Origin of the sequence: Duganella dendranthematis (assembly GCF_012849375.1) — a bacterium.
GTDB classification, from domain to species: domain Bacteria; phylum Pseudomonadota; class Gammaproteobacteria; order Burkholderiales; family Burkholderiaceae_D; genus Rugamonas; species Rugamonas dendranthematis.
The window spans coordinates 1,851,225-1,871,176 of the sequence record NZ_CP051684.1; the positions used below are offsets into that span (position 1 = coordinate 1,851,225).

Annotated in this window: 16 protein-coding genes and 1 pseudogene; 3 read left to right on the forward strand and 14 right to left on the reverse strand. The window is 59.2% G+C overall.

What is annotated here, in order from left to right; translation table 11 throughout:
- The 4 genes from HH213_RS08600 to HH213_RS08615 all read right to left on the reverse strand — a co-directional run bounded on the left by HH213_RS08600 (position 1) and on the right by HH213_RS08615 (position 3,535).
- A complete protein-coding gene (locus tag HH213_RS08600; protein ID WP_169111988.1) occupies positions 1-1,098 on the reverse strand; it encodes a cysteine peptidase family C39 domain-containing protein in 1,098 nt (365 codons plus the stop codon).
- Between the two features lie 45 nt (positions 1,099-1,143).
- Positions 1,144-1,344 (reverse strand): hypothetical protein, encoded by a 201-nt coding sequence (locus HH213_RS08605; RefSeq protein WP_169111989.1) that lies wholly within the window; start codon positions 1,342-1,344, stop codon positions 1,144-1,146.
- Positions 1,345-1,502: 158 nt separating this feature from the next.
- Entirely contained in the window at positions 1,503-2,519 is a 1,017-nt protein-coding gene (locus HH213_RS08610; RefSeq protein ID WP_169111990.1) for a radical SAM/SPASM domain-containing protein, read from the reverse strand.
- 464 nt (positions 2,520-2,983) lie between these two features.
- A complete protein-coding gene (locus HH213_RS08615) occupies positions 2,984-3,535 on the reverse strand; it encodes a DUF1353 domain-containing protein (protein ID WP_169111991.1) in 552 nt (183 codons plus the stop codon).
- A 326-nt stretch (positions 3,536-3,861) separates the two neighbouring features.
- Here HH213_RS08615 and HH213_RS30115 point away from each other — a divergent pair, with 326 nt between their 5' ends.
- Positions 3,862-4,005: a helix-turn-helix domain-containing protein gene (locus HH213_RS30115; protein ID WP_229263454.1), complete on the forward strand. Its 144-nt coding sequence runs from the start codon at positions 3,862-3,864 to the stop codon at positions 4,003-4,005.
- A 492-nt stretch (positions 4,006-4,497) separates the two neighbouring features.
- On the opposite strand, the gene HH213_RS08625 is transcribed toward HH213_RS30115, so the two are convergent.
- The gene (locus tag HH213_RS08625; RefSeq protein WP_169111992.1) at positions 4,498-5,976 is read right to left on the reverse strand and encodes a sulfatase-like hydrolase/transferase; all 1,479 of its coding nucleotides are present in this window, start codon (positions 5,974-5,976) and stop codon (positions 4,498-4,500) included.
- A 174-nt stretch (positions 5,977-6,150) separates the two neighbouring features.
- Here HH213_RS08625 and HH213_RS08630 point away from each other — a divergent pair, with 174 nt between their 5' ends.
- A complete protein-coding gene (locus tag HH213_RS08630; RefSeq protein ID WP_169111993.1) occupies positions 6,151-7,389 on the forward strand; it encodes a M28 family peptidase in 1,239 nt (412 codons plus the stop codon).
- On the opposite strand, the gene HH213_RS08635 is transcribed toward HH213_RS08630, so the two are convergent.
- The 4 genes and pseudogenes from HH213_RS08635 to HH213_RS08650 all read right to left on the reverse strand — a co-directional run bounded on the left by HH213_RS08635 (position 7,390) and on the right by HH213_RS08650 (position 10,088).
- Positions 7,390-8,055 (reverse strand): DUF799 domain-containing protein, encoded by a 666-nt coding sequence (locus tag HH213_RS08635; protein WP_169111994.1) that lies wholly within the window; start codon positions 8,053-8,055, stop codon positions 7,390-7,392.
- Positions 8,052-8,416 (reverse strand): annotated as a pseudogene (locus HH213_RS08640) (DUF4810 domain-containing protein). The gene HH213_RS08635 and the pseudogene HH213_RS08640 overlap by 4 nt, the downstream one beginning before the upstream one ends.
- A 17-nt stretch (positions 8,417-8,433) precedes the next feature.
- Complete coding sequence (locus tag HH213_RS08645) at positions 8,434-9,102, reverse strand: CsgG/HfaB family protein (RefSeq protein WP_371875711.1); 669 nt, start codon at positions 9,100-9,102, stop codon at positions 8,434-8,436.
- A gap of 107 nt (positions 9,103-9,209) precedes the next feature.
- Entirely contained in the window at positions 9,210-10,088 is an 879-nt protein-coding gene (locus tag HH213_RS08650) for a LysR substrate-binding domain-containing protein (RefSeq protein WP_169111995.1), read from the reverse strand.
- A gap of 99 nt (positions 10,089-10,187) precedes the next feature.
- On the opposite strand from HH213_RS08650, the gene HH213_RS08655 reads away from it, so the two are divergent.
- Positions 10,188-10,754, forward strand: coding sequence for a DUF4865 family protein (locus HH213_RS08655; RefSeq protein WP_169111996.1), 567 nt, complete (start codon positions 10,188-10,190; stop codon positions 10,752-10,754).
- 103 nt (positions 10,755-10,857) lie between these two features.
- Here HH213_RS08655 and HH213_RS08660 read toward each other — a convergent pair whose 3' ends face one another.
- From HH213_RS08660 to HH213_RS08680, 5 genes are all read right to left on the reverse strand, one after another.
- On the reverse strand, positions 10,858-12,309 hold the full coding sequence (locus tag HH213_RS08660) for a flagellin N-terminal helical domain-containing protein (protein WP_169111997.1): 1,452 nt from the start codon (positions 12,307-12,309) through the stop codon (positions 10,858-10,860).
- Between the two features lie 79 nt (positions 12,310-12,388).
- Positions 12,389-13,984 carry an SEL1-like repeat protein gene (locus HH213_RS08665; protein WP_110845484.1) on the reverse strand — a complete coding sequence of 532 codons (1,596 nt, stop codon included), beginning with the start codon at positions 13,982-13,984 and terminating at the stop codon, positions 12,389-12,391.
- Entirely contained in the window at positions 13,984-16,227 is a 2,244-nt protein-coding gene (locus HH213_RS08670; RefSeq protein WP_229263455.1) for an EAL domain-containing protein, read from the reverse strand. The genes HH213_RS08665 and HH213_RS08670 overlap by 1 nt, the downstream gene beginning before the upstream one ends.
- A gap of 7 nt (positions 16,228-16,234) precedes the next feature.
- Positions 16,235-18,385 (reverse strand): HDOD domain-containing protein, encoded by a 2,151-nt coding sequence (locus HH213_RS08675; protein WP_229263358.1) that lies wholly within the window; start codon positions 18,383-18,385, stop codon positions 16,235-16,237.
- A 210-nt stretch (positions 18,386-18,595) separates the two neighbouring features.
- Positions 18,596-19,876, reverse strand: coding sequence for a multidrug effflux MFS transporter (locus HH213_RS08680; protein ID WP_169111998.1), 1,281 nt, complete (start codon positions 19,874-19,876; stop codon positions 18,596-18,598).
- Between the last annotated feature and the right edge of the window lie 76 nt (positions 19,877-19,952).

Consider the following 19,952-nt stretch of genomic DNA (forward strand, 5'->3'; position numbering starts at 1 on the left):
TTAACCTCCGGCTTTTGCTGTGAACGCCAAGTCTGCCTTAATTTCCCCTCCACTTGTCAGAAAGAATGAGGTGCCATCTATTCCAACCTTCCTAAAGATCTGAAATCTGCTCATCGCAATAAAAGAGCGTTCCCAATAATAAAGTGGATCGATAGTGACATGCGCGGAAGGATGAAGAGTTTGAATAACGCCCTTGGCCTCACTATCCGAGTACACCTGTAGAGCATTACCAAATCTTTCAATTTCGAGCAAATTTCCACTAGCCGAATCCACCGCAACGTAAACAAAATCTTTAAAATTGGCACTATTGGTCCCATCCATCGGTATTATTGTATAATCGCCGTTCCCAGCGAGATCCACGACATCAATGGGAGCTAAAATATCCCCAGCACCACCTCCAAGGTTGAGAATTTCATTAAAGCCGTGCTCGCGTAAGGCCGACTGTGCAAGCTGGCTTTTAGTCAGAAAAGCTGAGGGCCGAAATGAAATTAGAGTGTGAGACGACTGCATAGCGGCGATGTTCTGGGGCCTAGGCGCCTTCTCATCGGACATTATCACTAAAGAATTTTTCCATGTTTCCCCCCAGGCAATTGGTGTCAGCCAACCATCGAGAAACTCTGGTGTTGCGACATACTTGTTTGCAGTGCTCCCATACCACGGATTTTGAATATATACACCGCGCATCTCGCGGTTTCCCCCGACTTCTTCAGTCATTCGTACTGCACTAATCACCACCCAATGATTCCCTTTTTGCACGAGTACCAGGCACGGAATACGCAGAAACTTCAAAGTGTAATATATCTGATCAAGTACGATCGACTTGTCAGTAGAGGAAAAGTCCTGGACTTCGAACGATATATCAACAGGCGTCTTAATATTGAGGCAAGCTGCAATACCCAACGGATCGGAGTATAGCTCCTCCGTTTTGAACCGCTCGTCGTTGTGTATAATTTGGTATGCTTCCGCTTGCGAGACTGGAATTTTCAAATTATCGAAGACCATCTTACAGCATGCAGCTCCGCAATAAAATGCGGTTTGCTGTTCAACACGTTCACATGGCGAAGCCACTTCTTCAAAAACAATGTTTTCAATAGTCATGACTTCGCCTCCAAGCTGATAAGCTTACGAAATTTCGCTCTTTTTCTAGTTAAAAAATAGCGATAACGTTGGTTCCGCCGCCGCCCCGCCAGTGACTGCTTTAATAGCGTCCTCGTCAAAGCTCTTTAACAGAGTCTCATCCACGACAACCCCGTTTTTCTCAAAGAATTCAATCGCGGACTCCACGTACTTGAAGCGTGCAACACGATCTGTCTTGAGTTTTTCCTTCAATTCATCTAGCGTCATGATTTCTCCATAGAAAAGTAATTAATGCGAGATAGCCCGCCCCAAATCCGGGTAAAACCCGAATACGTTGATTGTGCTCGTTTCATTTCAAGCAACCTCAAAAAACCGACCCAATCAAAATCACCAATACCGCAATATATAAACAGCCACAAATACTATCAGCCAGCAATCATCGTTATATCGTGAATTTTTTTCCAGTTTTTTTCAACAGATTCAATAACATGTTCAATTTCCATTTCCTCATATATTAAGCTTAATTCATTCATTAAATCCTTATTTGAGTGCAAGTCGCGACAAATTTCACACACAGAATCAACCTCTGCAAACTTCGGCAGTCGCTCTATTAGATCAGGCCGATTTTTTATTATATTGTTATATAGCCTATCAAACCCAACTTCCTTAGCAATCCTTGCATGGAAATGATGAAATACTGAAGATAAAATATCTGCCGCGTTGTCTTCAAAAACATTTCCACAAATGATACCAGCTTCCTTATTGAACCCACCCGAACAACACGGATATACGGCCCCATCGGGGTATATGGCTACGTCATAAATTGATGGCTTTCCGCAAGAATATTTATCGGAATCTGGCTTGTTATAACGTCGCCCCTTGAAATGCACTCTGGCCGCACCAATTGGCATCACCATGCCAGAATAGATGCTTTCGGCCCCTCTTATTTTCGGTAAAAGATCCTCGACACGCTCTCCGGGATTCCAAAAATGGCCGAATATTTCAAGGCGTAAACCGATCTCCTCGCAACACTCTCCGATCCGATAAATGTTCTCTGGCGGGACAAACCGAGCATGCTCGGTGTCGTAACTGACGTCCAAAGCGTCCATACCAGCACTATGCAATCGCTTAAGGACATCCTTCGTGTATTCTGAGTTAGTTGCCCAATACCCTGAAGTTACAATGTGAAAAGGTTGATTAACGCCCGCAGCACGAGCTTTGATCATCGCATCAATTATGTCATCGATAAAAAGAAATGGGTCGCCGCCAGAAAATGCGAAACGTGTAACTGACGGCTGCTCGGCAAAAGAAATAATAAGAGGGACGATGATGTCTGGTGTAAATTTACCAGAGCCGACCACTTCTTTTGTATGGCAACAAAAATTACAACTCAGTGGGCAAGCTTGCGTATAGATAAATCCGACTATTGCGTAGTTTTTCATATTTACCCTACCTGAAGTTTCTTCTATTAAATCTGAGAAATTCCCCGCAAATATATTTCTTCAGTTTCATAATTAATATTTCATGATATTAATCATAAATTAGACGTCATTCATTGAACAAAAATTAGAAAATTAAAGCAGAAAACAGCAGAATATAAATTTAATATTTCTGCGACAAGTTTTATTTGAACTACTGTTTTAATGCTTAATGCGATATCGACACAACCCTTGCCCATGTGTTTTTAATGATAATTGAGACGTTGGGAGCATGCATTAATAATAGGTCTTTGTGCTTTTACGCTGCTTTGCTCCCGCATTGCCTCCCAAACGGCTTGCAGGTTGGGTCACTTCTTTAACTGAACAGCGAAAGCGGAAAATTATCATGCAGGCACAATTTGACATACCGGACAGTTCTCGGTCCTCTTGATTTTGAATTCTGATGGCCAGTTCGGAACGACGCGACGCTAGTGTTCAAGATGCCTTATAACTACTTGCCTAACTTCTTCGAAATCGTCACCGGTCGACTCAAGATCTTTCGCCATCAGGATAAACTTCGCGCGCACTTCTACCTCGGCTTGCGAGTGCTCACTCGGCAGCTTGAAAGCCTTCTCGTCATTTGTTGTGAGATAAGGGGAACGCAACTTCCAGTCGCCAGTCGCAGCGCCGATACACACTCCGGCATAAAGTATTTTGGCTTGAAATAAGGTGCATCCTCCGGCCAAGCAGGCTTGGTAGAACATGCGGTCTGCATCATCCCGAGAGATTTTCGGGTTAGAACAAGCGACGTCGTGTACAATCGATGCCATCCGGTAATCCCCGGTATATGGACTGCCTACCGAAGACCATAGCGTTTTGGGAATACTGGCACCATTGATAATACTTCCTCGCGGCGCATTCCAACGAAATCCATTGGGATCGTCATACCAGAAAGCCTCAAGCAATTGCATTCGCTGATCGGGTCCAGATTCAGATAACCACTCGGTCCTTGGATTTCCTGAAAACCTACCATTGCTCATGTTCAACCTCCAATCATTGGTTCAATCATTGGCGCCAATTGAGACTGTAAGATTCGGTAGGGGCTCTAATACCGAATTTCGGAAAATCATTTTTCAGAGCATTTTATAATTCCGCCGGGGAAACTTTCAAAATATTGCATTGACTTCCAAGAAACCGACGAATCAATATAGTCACTTATGATGATAATGTAAACTTTTTTCGGCTGGTTCGATGTTGATTTGCACCGAAAGTTTGCCCACTTCCTCTAGTAATTTGCAACTGAATCTTACCCACGTGAAGAGCACAATTCGACCTGTCTTATCGGTAGGAGAACGGAGTGATCAACGTGGCAGTACTAGGCATAATTCGACGCTGGCACATTCGTGACCAGATTCCCTTACCGGAGATTGCCAGAAGGCTGGGTGTCTCACGTAACACCGTCCGGCGCTATTTGCGTTCGGAAACCACCGAGTCCACCTATGCGAAATGACGTATAGCGAGCGGGCTGGACAAATATTCCGTGCAGTCAGGATGGCTCAAGGCCGAGACGAGCAAGCAGCGCGGTAGTTTGAAGCAGATCCACGCGAACCTGAAAGAGATGGGATATGAAAGATCTTACGACCGCGTGGCAGCGTTTGCCAGACAGTGGAAGGCGGGGGCAAACCGAGTGGGTCGATTCATCGAGCAAACGAACATACACTGTTCAATGAATAGCAAGCGCAGTCCGATTTCTCGAACTGCGATCACAGCGTATCAGCAGCTTTTTCGACTAGCTGTGGGGTCGAAACTGTGATGGCGGATAACTTGTTGATTAAGGTGGAGTTTTTGTGTGAACGCATATTCATGCGTTTGAAACGCGCATGAACAGTGGCGTTTAACGAGGTGGCGGGGCTTGGGAAGCTGCCGTTCTACCATTGAACTACACCCGCGTGCCTCGCATTCTACGCGGCTTTGCGCGGGATTGACAACTTCCCAGCCACCGCTAATGGTCCGACTCCGGATCCGACCACAACGCCATATACTGATCCGAATGATTCATCAGGCTTTTGTCCATCTCGGCAAAGCGCCCTGGCGGAGGTTGTAGCGCGTGCTGGTTGAAGCCGCTGTAGCCCAGCCCCATGCGCCCGTCCGCCAATGAGAAGCCGGTGAACTCCAGGATGGTCGGCATCAAATCAAAGTGCAGCAGTTGCGTGCGGTTCGGCAGCGGCGCGTCTTTGGCGATGAAGCTGTTGAAGATGGTGCGGTCGGGCCGCTGCGTCAGCTGGTCGGTCAGCGGATTCTTGCGCGACAGGTGGTCGCCGAGGATGACGATGTTGGTGTCCTCCAGATAGCCGTTGTCCTTGGCGTAGCGCACAAAGTCCGCCACCTCCGCCGCCGTGCACGAGATCACGCCGTCAAAGCCATTGAAGCCGCGTTGCGCGCAGTTGTGCGACAAATACCCTTCCGGCTCGTGCGTATCCACCGTCAGCAGCGTCAGGTTGAATTTCTGCCCGCTGGCCGACAGTTCGCGCAGCTTGGTTTTGGCGCGGCTGAACAGGTCCCCGTCGTACAAACCCCAGCCGTTCAGCGCGCTTTCCGGCACGCCGCTCTTGAGCCACTCTTCGCGGCCGTACGCTTCGTGATAGTGATGCTGGCTGAGGAATTTGTCCTTGCCGGCGAAGCTGGTCGAGGCGCCGCCCATGAAGACGTTGCGGTAGCCCTGTTCCGCCAACAGGTCCGGCAGGCACACGGCATTCTTCAGGAAGGAGTTGATCACCTGTCCCTGCGTGTTGGGATCGAATACCGTCACCCGTTCCAGCGGCACGCCGCACTGCGTGGCGACGATGGCGGCGATGGTCCAGCCGGTGCCCGGCACCTGTTCGTAACTGGGGAAGTTAGTCCCATGCAGCGCGGTCAGTGGCGCCAGCAAGTCACGTCCAAACACTTTGCGGTCGGTGTAGCCCTGCTCCAGGCTTTCGACGTAGATCAGGATCAGGTTCTTCGGCTTGGTGGCGACCAGCGGCACCGATTTCGGCGGCACGTAGTTGGCGCCGAAATAGTCCGGGCCAAAGTCGGAGGTGATGTACTTAAAGGCCGAGACGTCGCACATCCAGAACATGGTGGCGCTGAACACCACCGCCAGCGGCACCCATTTGTTCAGGCGCGAGCAGATCGTGCGGCAGCGCTGCGAACGGCGCGCCAGCACGCGGCGTCCGCGCCGCTCCATATAGCACAGCAGCGCGAAGAAGATCAGCGGCGCCACAATGCACCAGCGGACGAAGCGGCGCGTCACTGCCGGGTCCACTGTGTTCATCAGCTCCATCCCAAAATTCATGTGGTAGGTGATCTGCTCGATATCCGGCTTGCCGAACGAGCGATGCAGCCAGTAGCTGAAGCAGAACAGGAAGATACCCAGCAGGTACATACTGCTGCGCATCAGGCGTGGCGCGGTCGATTTGAAGGTGTGTGAAGAGAGGTTCATTTTGCGCACGGGGTTTGGGTGGTGCCTCATATTCCCCGCTGCGTTTGTCTGAAAAATTGCTGAAGTCCGGCGTTTTGTATCGAAGTGTGGTGTTGTGCTTACACGGATTTACTTCACACGGCGTGTGCCTGTCATGCACAATGTGCAGGCACTTTTAACAATAAAGGATGACCCATGAAAGCAGTTGCAGGTTTGAGCGCAGCCCTGGCCCTGGCGCTGGCCGCCCCACTGGTTCTGGCGCAGGAAGCCGCGCCGCCCGATCCCGTCTCGGTGCTGGTCAAGCAGCTGGAGCTGGACAAGTACAAGGCCACCATCAAGAGCCTGACCACGTTCGGCGACCGTCGCCAGGGCACGCAGCGCAACCGCGATGCGCTGGACTGGATCGAGGCGCAACTCAAATCCTACGGCTGCACCAATACGGAACGCCTGCAATACCAGTTCACCCAGCCGGCGCCTGGCGCGCCGTCGGCCCGGCGCGCGGCCGGCATTCCGAGCGGCGGCGCCGGCGGTCCGGCCGGACAAGGCGGCAGCACGCTGTTCGGCAACCGCATTCCGACCGGCGTCAATGCCGATCCGCTGCGCCAGCCGAATGAGCGCCTGCGCGCGCTGAACGCCGAGCAGACGCCGGTCGGCACCTCGCTGCGCGAGAATGTCTACTGCACCAAGGTCGGCAAGACGCATCCGGAAGAGATGTACATCGTCAGCGCCCACATGGACGGCATCGGCTTCGGCGAGGCGGCCAACGACGACGGCTCCGGCACCGCGCTGGTGATGGAACTGGCGCGCATCTTCAGCATGCCGGGCGTGGAGACTGATCGCTCGATCCGCTTCATCCTGTGGAACAACGAGGAAACCGGCTTGAATGGCGCCGCTGCCTATGTCGAGCAGCGCAAGGATTTGCAGGGGATCGAATCGCCGAAAGGCTCGGGCAAGTATCCGGAGCCGAAGTGGCTGGGCATGATCCAGCACGACATGATGATGTACGACCATGGCATGCCGATGCCAAAGCAGGACGCCAGCGGCAAGACCACCTACGTGTCGCCGCCGGAGCAGCGGCTGGAGGCGGACGTCAACATCGAGTACCAGTCGGTGTCGAAGCAGGCCGAGGGTTCGGCCAAGCTGGCGTGGGCCTTCCGCGCCGCCAACGACAAGTACGCGACCAATTATCCGGCCGCCGTTGGCTTCCACATGACGAACACCGATTCGACGCCGTTCATGGATCTGGTACCGTCGATTTCGCTGCGCGAGAATGAGCGCGGCCAGCAGATCGGCGCCGGCTGGAACCCGAACTGGCACCAGCCGACCGACAACTACGACACCTATTCCGACAAGGACTTCCTGCTTGGCCTGAACGCGGCGCAGACCACGCTGTCCGGCGTGGCACAGCTGGCCGGCACCCGCATCAGGGACTGATTACTGCGTAGCGTATTGCGCCGAACGCGGGCCGTACAGCAGGCCGTTGTTCATGCCCGCCGACAGCAGGCGCACGCTGGCCACGCCGGCCACCGGGTGCGACTGGTCGGTGGTGCTGTTGATGACCTGCTTGACGGCCGCCGCCACCAGCGCGCCGATCAACCCGCCGCCGCCGTTGTTGCCGCCTTCGTTGTTGGAGGCGCTGGCGGCGCCGGTCCACAACACGGTGCCGGTTTTCAGGTCGACCAGCTTGGCCTGCACCGAAACCACCACCACGCTATCGAGCACGGTATAGGTCGCGCCGTACTTGGAGATGGTGATGTACAGGCCGGCGTCGGCGCCAAAGATTTCCTGCAGCTTGGCCGGCGGCAGCGTGTGGATATCCTGCGCCACCGTCATGCCGTTCTGCTTGAAGGTCTCGCCCACCAGTCCCACCGGCAGCACGTAGTAGCCGGCTTCCGCCAGCGGATACGTCACTTGCGCGTAGACGCTGTTGCCGGCGTTGACTTCCGGCGAATTGTTCAGCGGCGGCAGCACCAGGATCGAGCGCGGCTTGGCGGCCTTGAAGGCGGTGTAGTCATACGCCGCCGGCTTGTTGCTGGCGCAGCCGACTGCCAGCAGCATCGGCGCCACGCAGGCCGCCAGTTTCAGGAATCGCTTGATCATATCTTGTCACCCTTCTTTACCTTGGCCAGCAGGAAGTCCATATACGTGGCCGACTCCGGGAACAGTTTTTTCTCGTCCTCGAATTGCGCCGCCATCTGGTCCGACTTGCCGGCGATCGAGTACAGCATGCCCAGGTGGGCGTGGAAGCCCGGCGGCACCGAGGCCCCTTGGCGCTAATGGTTTGCAGCGCTTTTTCCATCTCAGCGATCTGCTGGTCCGGGCTCTCGCCCTTCAGATGCTGATAGACCTGCGGCTGATAGCCGTCCCAGCCGTACAAGGTTTTTGGCGGCGAGGCGCAGCCGGTCAGGAAGGCCGTGCCGGCCAGCGTCAGCACCAGGCCGGCGCGCTTGATGTTCGTCATGTGCATGAAGGTCGGCCTTATCGACGCAGGTTGAGCGCGCCGGCATCGACGCCAGCCACCAGTTTGTCCACCGCTTCGCGCATGGCCAGGTCCAGCACCTTGCCGTTCAGCGTGGCGTCGTAGCTGGCGGTGCCGCCAAAGCCCAGCACTTCGCGGTTCGACAGGCTGTATTCGCCGGCGCCGGCCGCCGAGTACACCACTTCCGAGGTGGCGATATTGACCACGTTGAGCGTGACCTTGGCGTAAGCCACTTGCGTCTTGCCGCGGCCAGCCAGACCGAACAGCTGGTGATCGCCCACTTCCTTGCGGCCGAATTCGGTCACGTCGCCGGTGACGATGAAATCGGCGCCCTTGATCGATTGGGTCTGCTGCTTGAAGCCGGCTTCCTGTTTCATTTCGCTCAGGTTGTCGCGGTCCAGCACGTTGAAGCGATTGCTCTGCTGCAGGTGCGAGATCAGCACCGTCTTGGCCTGGCTGCCCAGACGGTCGACGCCGTCCGAGAAGATGCCGCGCATGAAGCTGGAACGGTTGTCGAACTTGCCGACCGCGATCGGCGAACGTGGACCCGCGTATGGCTTGGTGGCGCTGGCCGTGGTGGCCACGGCGACCGCCTGCGAACTTTCGGTGGCGCAGCCGGCCAGTGCCGAAACGGCCATGACGGTCGCCAGCATCTGGATGGTTTTCATCTTTTTCATTATTTTCCCTGTAGTGAACTGGATTCTTGCCTAACAACAAAGAATTCCAAGGGGAAATTTTATAGAGTTTTGCCGCTAGGAATCTATCCAATAGTCACTCAGAACAACGCTTGCAGGACAATGTCGTGCAGGTGCTGGGCCGGTGGACTTAGGTGGGGCTCGGCGCGGTACAGGCGCAGGCCGATGTCGGGCAGTGGCGGCAACGATGGCGCGTCCAGCAGGCGCAGCGATGGCGGCAGGCCAACGGCGGTGCGCACCGTTACGCCCAATCCGGCCGCCACCGCCGCCCATACGCCGGACAAGCCGGGACTGGTGAAGACGATGCGCCACGGGATGCCTGCCTCGTCCAGCGCGCGCGTGGCGGCGGCGCGCATCACGCATGGGGCGTCCAGCATCACCAGCGGCAGCGGTTCTGCTGCAGTGCCGGCGGCGAGTGCGGGGGCGAGGCGCGCCTCGTCAGCGGCGCCGATCCAGCGCATGTTGAGCCGGCCGGCGTCCACCACGTGCGGCGCGACGACGCCGCCCTCCCAGGCCAACGCCATGTCCAGCCGGCCGCTGTTCAACAATTCCATCAACTCGGCGTTGCGCGCTGCGCGGGCTTCGATACGCACGCGCGGATGCACGCGGGCGTAGCGGCCCAGCACTTCCGTCAGCACGTGTTCGCCGAAATCCTGCTGGATACCGAGCCGCACGCTGCCGGCCAGTGCGGCGCCACGCACCGCATTGGCGGCTTCGTCGTTCAGTTCCAGCAGGCGGCGCGCATAGCCCAGCAGCGATTCGCCGGCAGGCGTGGGGACCATGCCGCGTCCTTCCTTGCGCAGCACCGGCATGCCCAGCTGGTCTTCCAGCTTTTTCAATTGGGCGCTGACGGCGGAGGTGGAGCGGCCAAGCTTGTCGGCCGCCTTGGCGAAGCTGCCCATGTCGACACCAGTGACGAAGGTGCGCAAGACGTCGAGGTCAAAGGTCAGGCGGCGCATTGATCATCCTGTTTTTCTGAAGTGTCTATCAAAATATTCCTGATTTTCAGGATTAAGATAGGACGGTATCGTGGCGGTGTCAATCAAAAGGAGACTTTCATGATCGCGATGCAATATAGCTTTGTGCTGCCGGGGGATTACGATATGGCGGTGGTGCGGGAGCGCATCGCGACCAAGGGGCCGTTGCTGGATGAGTTGCCGGGTTTGGTCTTCAAGGCGTATCTGCATGCGTCGGCGCCGGAGAAGACGTATGCACCATTTTATCTGTGGCGCGATGAGGAGGCGATGCACGGCTTCCTGAATAGTCCCGCGTTTGCCGGCGTGGCGCGGGCGTTCGGCTGGCCGTCGGTGAAGACGTGGACGCCGTGGCAGGCGACGGTGGGAGACGGTATCCGTGAGGCGCGCTTTGCGACGCGCAGCAGCGCGGTGATTGCGCCGTATGCGGCATTGGCCGAACTGCGCTTGCAGGAAGAGGCGTATGCGCAGCAGGCCTTGGCGCTGGGCGCGCTGGCGGTGGTGATCGGCTTCGAGCCGGTGACGTGGACAATTGCGCGCTTGGTGCTGTGGCGCGATGCGGCGGCCAGCGAGGCTATGCCGGTAGCGCTGCACGGCGGCGCGGACGTCAAGCGCTACGACGTCGGCCACCTGTCGGCGCCCGGCGCGTGATTGCTGGCTTAGCGGCGCTCGGCGGGCAGGTCGCGGGCGGTGCGGGCCGGCTGCCGACGGCGGCGAACGGGCGGTAGTAGGCGGCGCGGGGGTCGGCGGACAGCTAGCGCAGCAGCTGCAGCACCTGTTTCGGCAGCGCGTTGGCTTGCGCGACGATCGCGGCGCCGGCCTGGCTGAGCACATCGCTGCGCGTCATCTGCGTCGCTTCAATCGCGTAGTCGGTGTCCATGATGCGCGAACGCGCCGTCGACAAATTGTCGGCCGTATTGGCCGCATTGCTGGCGGCCGCCGTCAGCCGGTTATTGACCGCGCCCAGCGTCGCACGGACATCATCCACCTGCGCCAGTTTGGCATCGAGATAATCCATCGCGTCGCTGGCGCCGCTGTGGGTCGATAAATCCATCGGCGGTTCGCCCGGCGTCGAGATATTCTGCATTACCAGCTCCGGCGGCCCAACCACCACCGAAGGCTGCGTGCCTGCCACCAGCCCCGCCTTGGCCGGATTGGCGCCGCTGATGCGCATCGTGTGACTGCCCGGCCGCGCCGCTTCGGTAATGGCCAGCGCACCTTTGTTCGCACCCGGCGTCAAGCCCAACGACGCCAGCGCGCCGGCCGACGATTCGCTCAGCACAATATCGCGGCCGTCGGCGGCGGTCAGCGTCAGCGTGCCGCCACTGGCGCTGGCGCTCACGCCGACGCCCGTCGCACTGATGGCGGCAGCGGCATCGGCAGCGCGCGCCGCAGCCGTGGCGCCGGAAATCGCGCCGACCGCCACTCCGTTCACCGTCAACGTGCCACTCCCGAGCGTGCCGCTGGCGCCCACCGCGCCGCTCACCGTGGTGACGGCGGAAGCGGAAATGCCGTCGATACTGGCGGCATTCACCGCCGCCGCCAGCGCATACGCGCTATCGGCCCCCTGCCCCGGCAGCGCGCCCGCCACCGACGCGCCCACCACGCCATTATTGATGTTCAGGTCGCCGTATTGCAGTGCGCCGAGAACGGCGGTGCCGGCGGCGCTGGACTGCTGCGGAGCGATGTTCACCAAGCCGCGCGAGGTGCCGGGCATCAGCACCGCCTGCGGAATGCGCAACGCCACCGTCTGGCCGGATTGCGACCCCACCTGCAACTGCTCGGAAAACGAACCGTCCAGCAGCCGCCGGTCATTGAAGCGGGTGTCGTCGACGATATCGACGTTGGCCGCCACCAGCGCATCGACTTCCTGCTGGATCGACTGCCGATCGAGTTTGTTGTTGGTGTCATTGGCCGCCTGCACCGCCAGCTCGCGCATGCGCTGATAGTTCTCGGTCAACTGGCCGGCCGCGCCGTCGGCAACCTGCACGAGCGAAATGCCATCATTGATATTTTGCGTCGCCCGATGCAGGCCGTTGATCTGCGCCGTCATGCGATCGCCGATCGCCTGTCCGGCCGCGTCATCGCTGGCCGAATTGATGCGCAACCCGCTCGACAGCCGCTGCACGTGCACGGCCAGATCCGCGCTCGAACGCGCATAACTGCGTTGGGCATTGAGCGACTCGAGGTTGGTGTTGATCTGCATGGGCGCGCGCGGTTCCAAGCGCCGAATTACGCTTGTCGTCTAATTAACGGCAAAGCAGGAAAAGACTTGAACCGGGCGCTTAGCCCGGCGAGGCGTCCATGCGCTCACGCAGCAGCGCGAGTTGGGCCGGCTCCATGCGGCTGGCGGCGTTGGGCAGGTAGCGCGCGGCGGCGTTGAAACCGGCGCGGGCGGCCATGGTCAGCCACATCCAGGCCTGGCTGGCGTCCGCGTGCACGCCCTGCCCGGCCAGATACATCAGGCCCAGGTTGAACTGCGCCCGCACGTGTCCCTGGCTGGCAGCCTGCAGATACCAGTGATGCGCCTGCGCGTAATCGCGCGGCACGCCGAGGCCATTGTCATAGCGCAGGCCCAGCGCAAACTGCGCCTGCGTGTGATTCTGCTCGGCCGCCTTGCGATACCATTGCGTGGCCTGCACGCTATCCGGTTGCGGGCCGTCGTCGTTATCGAACAGCAGGCCAAGACTGTACTGGGCGGCCGCATAATCCTGCTCGGCCGCGCGCCGGTACCAGCCCATCGCCTTGCGATAGTCCTGCGGCACGCCGCGTCCCGTCTCGTAGCGCAGACCGAGGTCGAACTGCGCCCGCAAATGCCCCTGGTCGGCCGCCTTGCGGTACCAGAAAATCGCCTCCTGGTGATCCATCATCACGCCATGGCCGGCGTCGTACAGCATGCCGAGGTGATACTGCGCGCCGGGGAAACCCTGCTCCGCCGCCTTGCGATACCAGAGCTGCGCCTGTTCGTAATCCTGCTCCACGCCCTGGCCATGGTCGTAGCGCAGGCCGAGGTTATTCTGCGCCGCCGCGTGTCCCTGCTCGGCTGCCTTGCGATACCAGTCCAGCGCCTTCTGCTCGTCGCGCGGCACGCCCTGGCCGTTATCGTAGATCAGGCCCAGATTGAACTGCGAACTCGCATGGTCCTGCTCCGCCGCGCGGCGATACCACAGGATGGCCTTTTGTGAATCCTGCGCGATGCCGTCGCCTTTATCGAAGCGCAGCGCCAGATTGAACTGCGCCGGCGCATAGCCCTGGTCGGCCGCCTTGCGATACCACGACAGCGCCTGCCCTACGTCCTGCTGCACGCCCTGACCATTGTCGTAACGCAGGCCGAGATTGAACTGCGCGCGCGCATAGCCCTGCTCCGCCGCCTTGCGATACCAGAAAATGGCCTGCTTGAAGTCCTGCGGCACGCCCTTGCCGGTGTCGTACATCATACCGAGATTATTCTGCGCGCCGGCGTCGCCCTGCTCGGCCGCCTTGCTGAACCACAGCATGGCCTGCTGCGTATCGTTCGGCACACCCTGGCCCTTGGCGTACAGCCAGCCCAGGTTGTATTGCGCGGCCGCATAACCCTGCTCCGCCGCCTTGCGATACCACGCCGCCGCTTCCTCGAAATTCTGCTCGACGCCCTGGCCCTTCTGATACATCACGCCCAGGTTGTACTGCGCGTGCTCCAGCCCCGATTGCGCGGCCTGGCGATACCACACCACCGCCAGCTCATAGCTCTGCGCCACGCCCTGGCCATTGAAGTACATAAAGCCCAGGCTATGCTGGGCATTGGCGATACCGCGCTCAGCCAGTCCCTTCACGCGCAGGAATTCTGCGGTGTACGTGCTGCCGTTACTGGCGTCGGCTTCGTTGGGACCGTACTTCGTCATCAGGCCTGAATCGCGATCATTGCAGGTTCATATTCCGCCATCGTCACCGGCGATGCATAACGGCGATTCTGCTCATGCAGCACATCGATAAAGCTCTCCAGCGAAATCGGGCGGTGGTACAGATAGCCCTGCATCGTGGTGCAGCCGTTGGCTTCCAGGTAGCGCGATTGCACATCGGTCTCCACGCCTTCCGCCACCAGGTGCAGCCCGAGTCCGCGCGCGATCGAGATGATCGCCAGGATCACCGGATAGTGGCCGTTTTCGTCGTGGATCTCCTTGACGAAGGACTGGTCGATCTTGATGGTGTGGATCGGGAAGCGGTGCAGATACGCCAGCGATGAATAGCCGGTGCCGAAATCGTCGATCGCCACCGACACGCCCAGCTGGCACAATTTGTTCAGCTGCTCGATCGCATATTGCGGATTGCGGATGCAGATATTCTCGGTGATCTCGACCTCGATCTGCGCCGGCGAAATGCCGTAGCGCGTCAGCGCGCCGCGCATCTTCTCGAAGAAGTCGCCGCGATCCAGATACTGCGGCGACAAATTCAGCGACAGGCGAATCGACTCGCCGCCAGCCGCATTCCATTGCAGCAGGTCGCGGCACAAGGCGCCCAGCATCCAGTCGGAGATCGGCAGCATCAGGCCATTCTCTTCGGCAAACGGCAGGAACTCGCCGGCCGACAGCAAACCGCGCTGCGGGTGGTTCCAGCGCATCAGCCCTTCCGCGCCGATGATGCGGCCGGTGGCCACATCCAACTGCGGCTGATAATACATTTCCAGCTCGTTATGCTCCAGCGCCTTGCGCAACGCCTGTTCCAGCGCGATCTTCTGGTGCGACACATCCAGCATCGAGTTGTGATAGAAGCTGTGGCCATTCTTGCCCAGCGCTTTCACCTGATACATGGCGATGTCCGCATGGCGCAGCAGCTCGTCGATGGTCTCGCCGTCGGTCGGGTAAATCGCGATGCCAATCGAAGCCGAGATATGCACCTCATGCCCATCCAGGTCGAACGGCCGTTGCAGGCTTTCCAGGAACTTGTCGGCGATGGCCTTGGCGTCCTGGCGGTCGCGCAGTTCCGGCAGCACGATGGTGAATTCGTCGCCGCCCTGGCGCGCCAGCGTATCGCCGCGGCGCAGGCAGTCCTTGAGGCGCGTGGCTACCTGTTGCAGCAGCTCGTCGCCTTTGACGTGGCCCAGCGTATCGTTGACCAGCTTGAAGCGGTCCAGATCGACGAACATCACCGCCAGCTCGGTTAGTTTGCGCTTGGCCTGGATCACGGCCAGGCCAAGACGGTCCTTGAACAGCATGCGGTTCGGCAGGTCGGTCAGGATGTCGTGATAGGCCTGGTACGAAATCACTTCCTCGGCGCGCTTGCGGTCCGTGATGTCGCGCGCCACGCCGTAGGTGCCGAAGAACTCGCGCGTCTTCACTTCGTGGTCGGGAATGTGCATGCCGATCGCGTTCAGGGAAATCGTCATCAGCGTGTTGTTGAAGGTGCGCTCGACGCCACCGCCGGCGCCGGAGCCGGGATGGCACTTGAGGCGCAGCTCGACGTTGCGCGACGCCCGTTCATCAACGCGGCGTTCGTTGAACGCATAGCGCGCGCGCTCCTGGTCTTCATCGTGCACCAGCACCGAGTAGTGGCGGCCGATCAGCTCTTCGCGCGTAAAGCCCAGCAATTGCTGCACGCGGTCATTCACAAACGTGAACTTGCCTTCGTGGTTCAGCGTGTAGATGATGTCCGGCGACGAGTCCACCAGGTAGCGGTACATCTTCTCCGAGTTTTCCAGCTGGCCGGCGATGCGCTCGTTCTCGACCGCCAGTTGACGCTTCTGCAGCGCGTTCTTGACGGTCTTGAGCAACTCCTCGCGGCTGTACGGCTTGCGCAGGTAGTCGTAGGCGCCGCGCTTCAAAGCGCCGATGGCCGCTTCGATGCCGACATCACCGCTCATCATGATCACATCGCAATCGATGTCGCGGGCGTTGATGTAATCCATGATCTCATGCCCGCTCATATCGGGCAGACGCAGGTCGAGCAGGATCAGATCGAATTTCAGCTTGGTTAGCTGGGCCAGCGCCTCGCTGCCGCAGGTGGCGGTCACCAGGTGGTAATCGCGGTCACGCAGCAGCTCATACAACGATGACAGCAAACGCGGTTCATCATCGACAAGCAGGAGACGGGGACGGTTATCAGAAGTCAAAGCTTCGACGGGGGCTAGGTCGAAAGAGTTCAGGTTCATCATGGCCTTAAGCGGAATCCATCACCCGCGTTGTCACGTTGGTGAGTTGGCTGGTACTGCCTTTGGCTGGCAGCAGGATTTCAAAGGTGGTACCCGTTTTGCCGGAACGGCAGGTAATCAGGCCTTGCATTTTCTTGACCAGGCTATGGACGATGGACAGTCCAAGGCCATGGTGAGCGCCCTCCTTGCTACTTTGCACAGGAGAGAACAGGTTAGCCAGCACGTCTGCCGACAAACCTGGACCGGTGTCGCTCACCACCAGTTCCAGATACAGCTTGCGATCACGGTTGACGTGGCCGCGGTTCGAAATCTCGATCTTGCCGCCATCGGCCAGGGCTTCGATGGCGTTCTTGATCAGGTTCACCAGCACTTGCTTGAGCATGTCGGCGTCGCCGTCGATCTCCGCCGGCTCCTCCTGCATGCGCACCACGATCTGCACCGAGGCCGGCACGAAGTCGGTGGCGCGGAACAGGCGCAGCACGTCGTCCACCACCTTGGCGACATCGGTGACGCGCGAGGTTTCGGTCGGCTGCAAATCGGCCAGGCCGTTAATCAGCTGGCCGACGCGGTCGATCTCCTCGTTGAGGATCGACATCTCGCCAACCACCGGCTCGCGGCGCGCCAGCTTGCTGTCCAGGACCGACAGGTAGTTCTTGATGATCGACAGCGGGTTGTTCACCTCATGCACCACGCGGCGCGAGGCTTCGCGGTATTCTTCCGCCACGTGGGCGATCTGGCGCTTGGCATGACCGCGTTCGCTCATCGCCGTCTCCAGCGAGGCTGCGGCCTGGGTGCCGAACGATTGCAGGAAGCGCTCGCGTTTTTGCAGCGCTTGCAACTGCCACGCCGGCGCGCCGCCGATCAGCACACCGAGGCAGCGCTGGTTGGCCACCAGCGGCAAGCACACCATGCTGTCGCTGCCGAGAATGCGGAACAGCTGTTCTTCCGAGACATTGAGCGCCTGGCCTTCACGGCTGATGTAGGCCAGCTTGCGCTCCAGCGCCGCCTGCGCCACCACGCCGCCCTTGTTCAGCGGGATAACAAATTCGGCCAGCCGTTGCTGGCCCTCGCCGGTCGATACGCCGTGCAGCGCGTGGCCGGTCGGATTCTCCAGCAGCAGCACGGCGTTTTCCAGATCGAACAGGATGCGCGCCGAACGCGTGATGGCCTCCAGCAGACCCGCTTCGCCATGCTGGCGCGCGAAGGTCTGGCCCATCTCGGACACCAGCATGATGTTGCGGACTTCTTCCGACAGCCGCTGCTGCACCGGATCGACCATCGGCGGCGCATACGCGGCCGGGGCGACGATATCGTCGGCGCCGGCCAGGTCGATGCCGAGGTAATTGGCCGACTTCTCCACCTGGCGCGCGGCGTTGCTGACGATCTGCTCCAGCTTCTCGCCATCCAGGTTGCACAGGCGCGCCGCCTGTTCGATCGCCTCTTCCTGGTCCTCGTGGCAGCACAGCAGGTGCGCCAGGCGCACGATGCGGATCAAAGGATGGGCCGCTTCCAGACGGCTAATCGGTTCGTGGTGATACAGCACGCTGTCGGCCAGGAAGGAATCCAGGTTCCAGCGTTCGATCAGCCAGGCGCCGGCTTCCGAGTGGGTGATTTGCAGCGTGCGCTGTTCGACCGCGCATAGGTCTTCGTCATCGCGCGCGGTGAAGTTAAAAGCGTATTCTTTGGGCGCCGTGGCCAGCAAGGCGAGGCGGCCGACGTTGTGCAGCAGGCCGGCCAGGTAGGCCTCTTCCACGTGCGGATATTCCATCTGGCGGGCGACGTCGCGGGCGATGACGGCGGTGGTCAGCGAGCCTTTCCAGAAACCGCGCAAGTCGGTGCTGGCGGAATGCGGGAAGCTGTTAAAGGTCTGGAACACCGACTCGCTGATCACCAGCGTCTTGATCATGTCGGTGCCGAGCGAGACCAGCGACTGCTCCAGGCCCACCGTGCGCTGGTTGCGATGGTAGGCCGAGCTGTTGGCGACGGTGAGGATCTTGCTGGTCATCGCCGCATCCTTGGCGATGAGGGCGGCCAGCTCCGGCATGCCGGCGTCGTCGGCTTGCAAGTGTTCAATCAACTTAATGAGTATCTGCGGCATGGCCGGCAGACGGGCAATCAGCAGTCGATTGCGAATATCATGGTCAGATTGTTGATGCATCGTATCAAACATTGCCGCCAGTAGACATCGATCAAAGAGCGGAACTCAACGGCCAAATTCCACCAACGTTAGGTTTCATGCGGGTTCCAAGCGCGTTTCAGGCCTAAAATAATCGCGCTAAAAAATTATCTTAGCATAAAGTCTGATAATAACTTAACACGTGGAAAAATTTCTTTCTCAACTAAGTCACTTTCCTGCCGTTAATGTTTATCAGCCCGGATAGCGCGCTAGCATGCGCCGGTAATGACGCGACGTCAACCACAAAGCGAGAGCAGAGGCACTAAAGGCCATCTGTCCTGCCGCTAACCACAGCGCCGAGTGTGATAAGAAGGGTGCAATCACCCCTGCCACGATGGCGCCCAGCAGGGTCACCGCGAACGACTGCACCGAGGCTACCGTGCCACGGATGTGCGGGAACAGGTCCAGCGCCAGCAGCGTCGCCCCCGGCGCCACCATCGACATCCCAAAGGTATAAAACAACATCGGCAGCACGGTCCACGGCAGCGCCGGCGGCAGGAAGCTGTGATACAACAGATTGACGCTGGACGCCGACAGCAGGAAGCAGAAACCGATGCCGATCTGGCGCGCGAACGGCATGCGGCCGGCGATACGGTTGGCCGCCAGCGCGCCGAGGAAGATGCCGCTCACCGAAGGAATGAACAGCCAGGCGAATTGCGATGGGCCGAGGTGCAGTTCCTCGGGCAGGAACACCGGCGCGGCGGCGATGTAGATAAACAGCCCGGCGAAATTCAGCGCCACCACGCCGGTCTTCAGGTGGAACAGCGGCGAGCGCAGGATTTCGCTGTAATTGCGGACCAGGAAGCGCGGATTGAACGGATGGCGCTTTTCCGGCGGCAGCGTCTCCGGCAGGCGGCGATAGCAAAAGATAAACAGCAGCGTGCTGTAGGCCAGCAGCGACAGGAAGATGGCGCGCCAGTCGAACAGCGTAACGATCCAGCCGCCGAGGATAGGCGCGATGGCCGGGGCGATCGAGAAAATCATGGTCACCAACGACAGCAGGCGGGCGGCGGCGGCATCCGCATACAGGTCGCGGATGATGGCGCGGCCGACCACCACGCCGGCGCCGGCCGAGATGCCTTGCATGATGCGGAAAACCCACAGGTAGTGGACGGTATGGGCGGAAGCGCAGCCCAGCGTACCGATGGCGAACATGGCCAGCGACACCAGGATGACGTTGCGGCGGCCGAAAGCGTCCGACAATGCGCCGTGCCATAGCACCATGCCGGCGAAGGCCAGCATATAGAAGGTCAGGCTTTGCTGCACTTCCAGCGGCGTGGCGTGCAGCGTGGACTGGATGTTGGGGAAGGCCGGCAGGTAGGCGTCGATGGAGAACGGGCCGATCATCGACAGGCCGGCCAGCATCACGGCCAGCGCGGCGGCGGAGAGCGGTTTGCGGTGTGATGGTTCAGGGGGCGGGACCTCGTGGTCGAGGTCCTGGTCGGGCAGGTCGGCGGGAGGTGTTGGCAGCATAAATCGTTTTCCTTTGAGGGCGCTAGCGTGCACCCCAAAGCGGCCCGCCGCCGCCGGGGTCTGACCCCGCACGGGG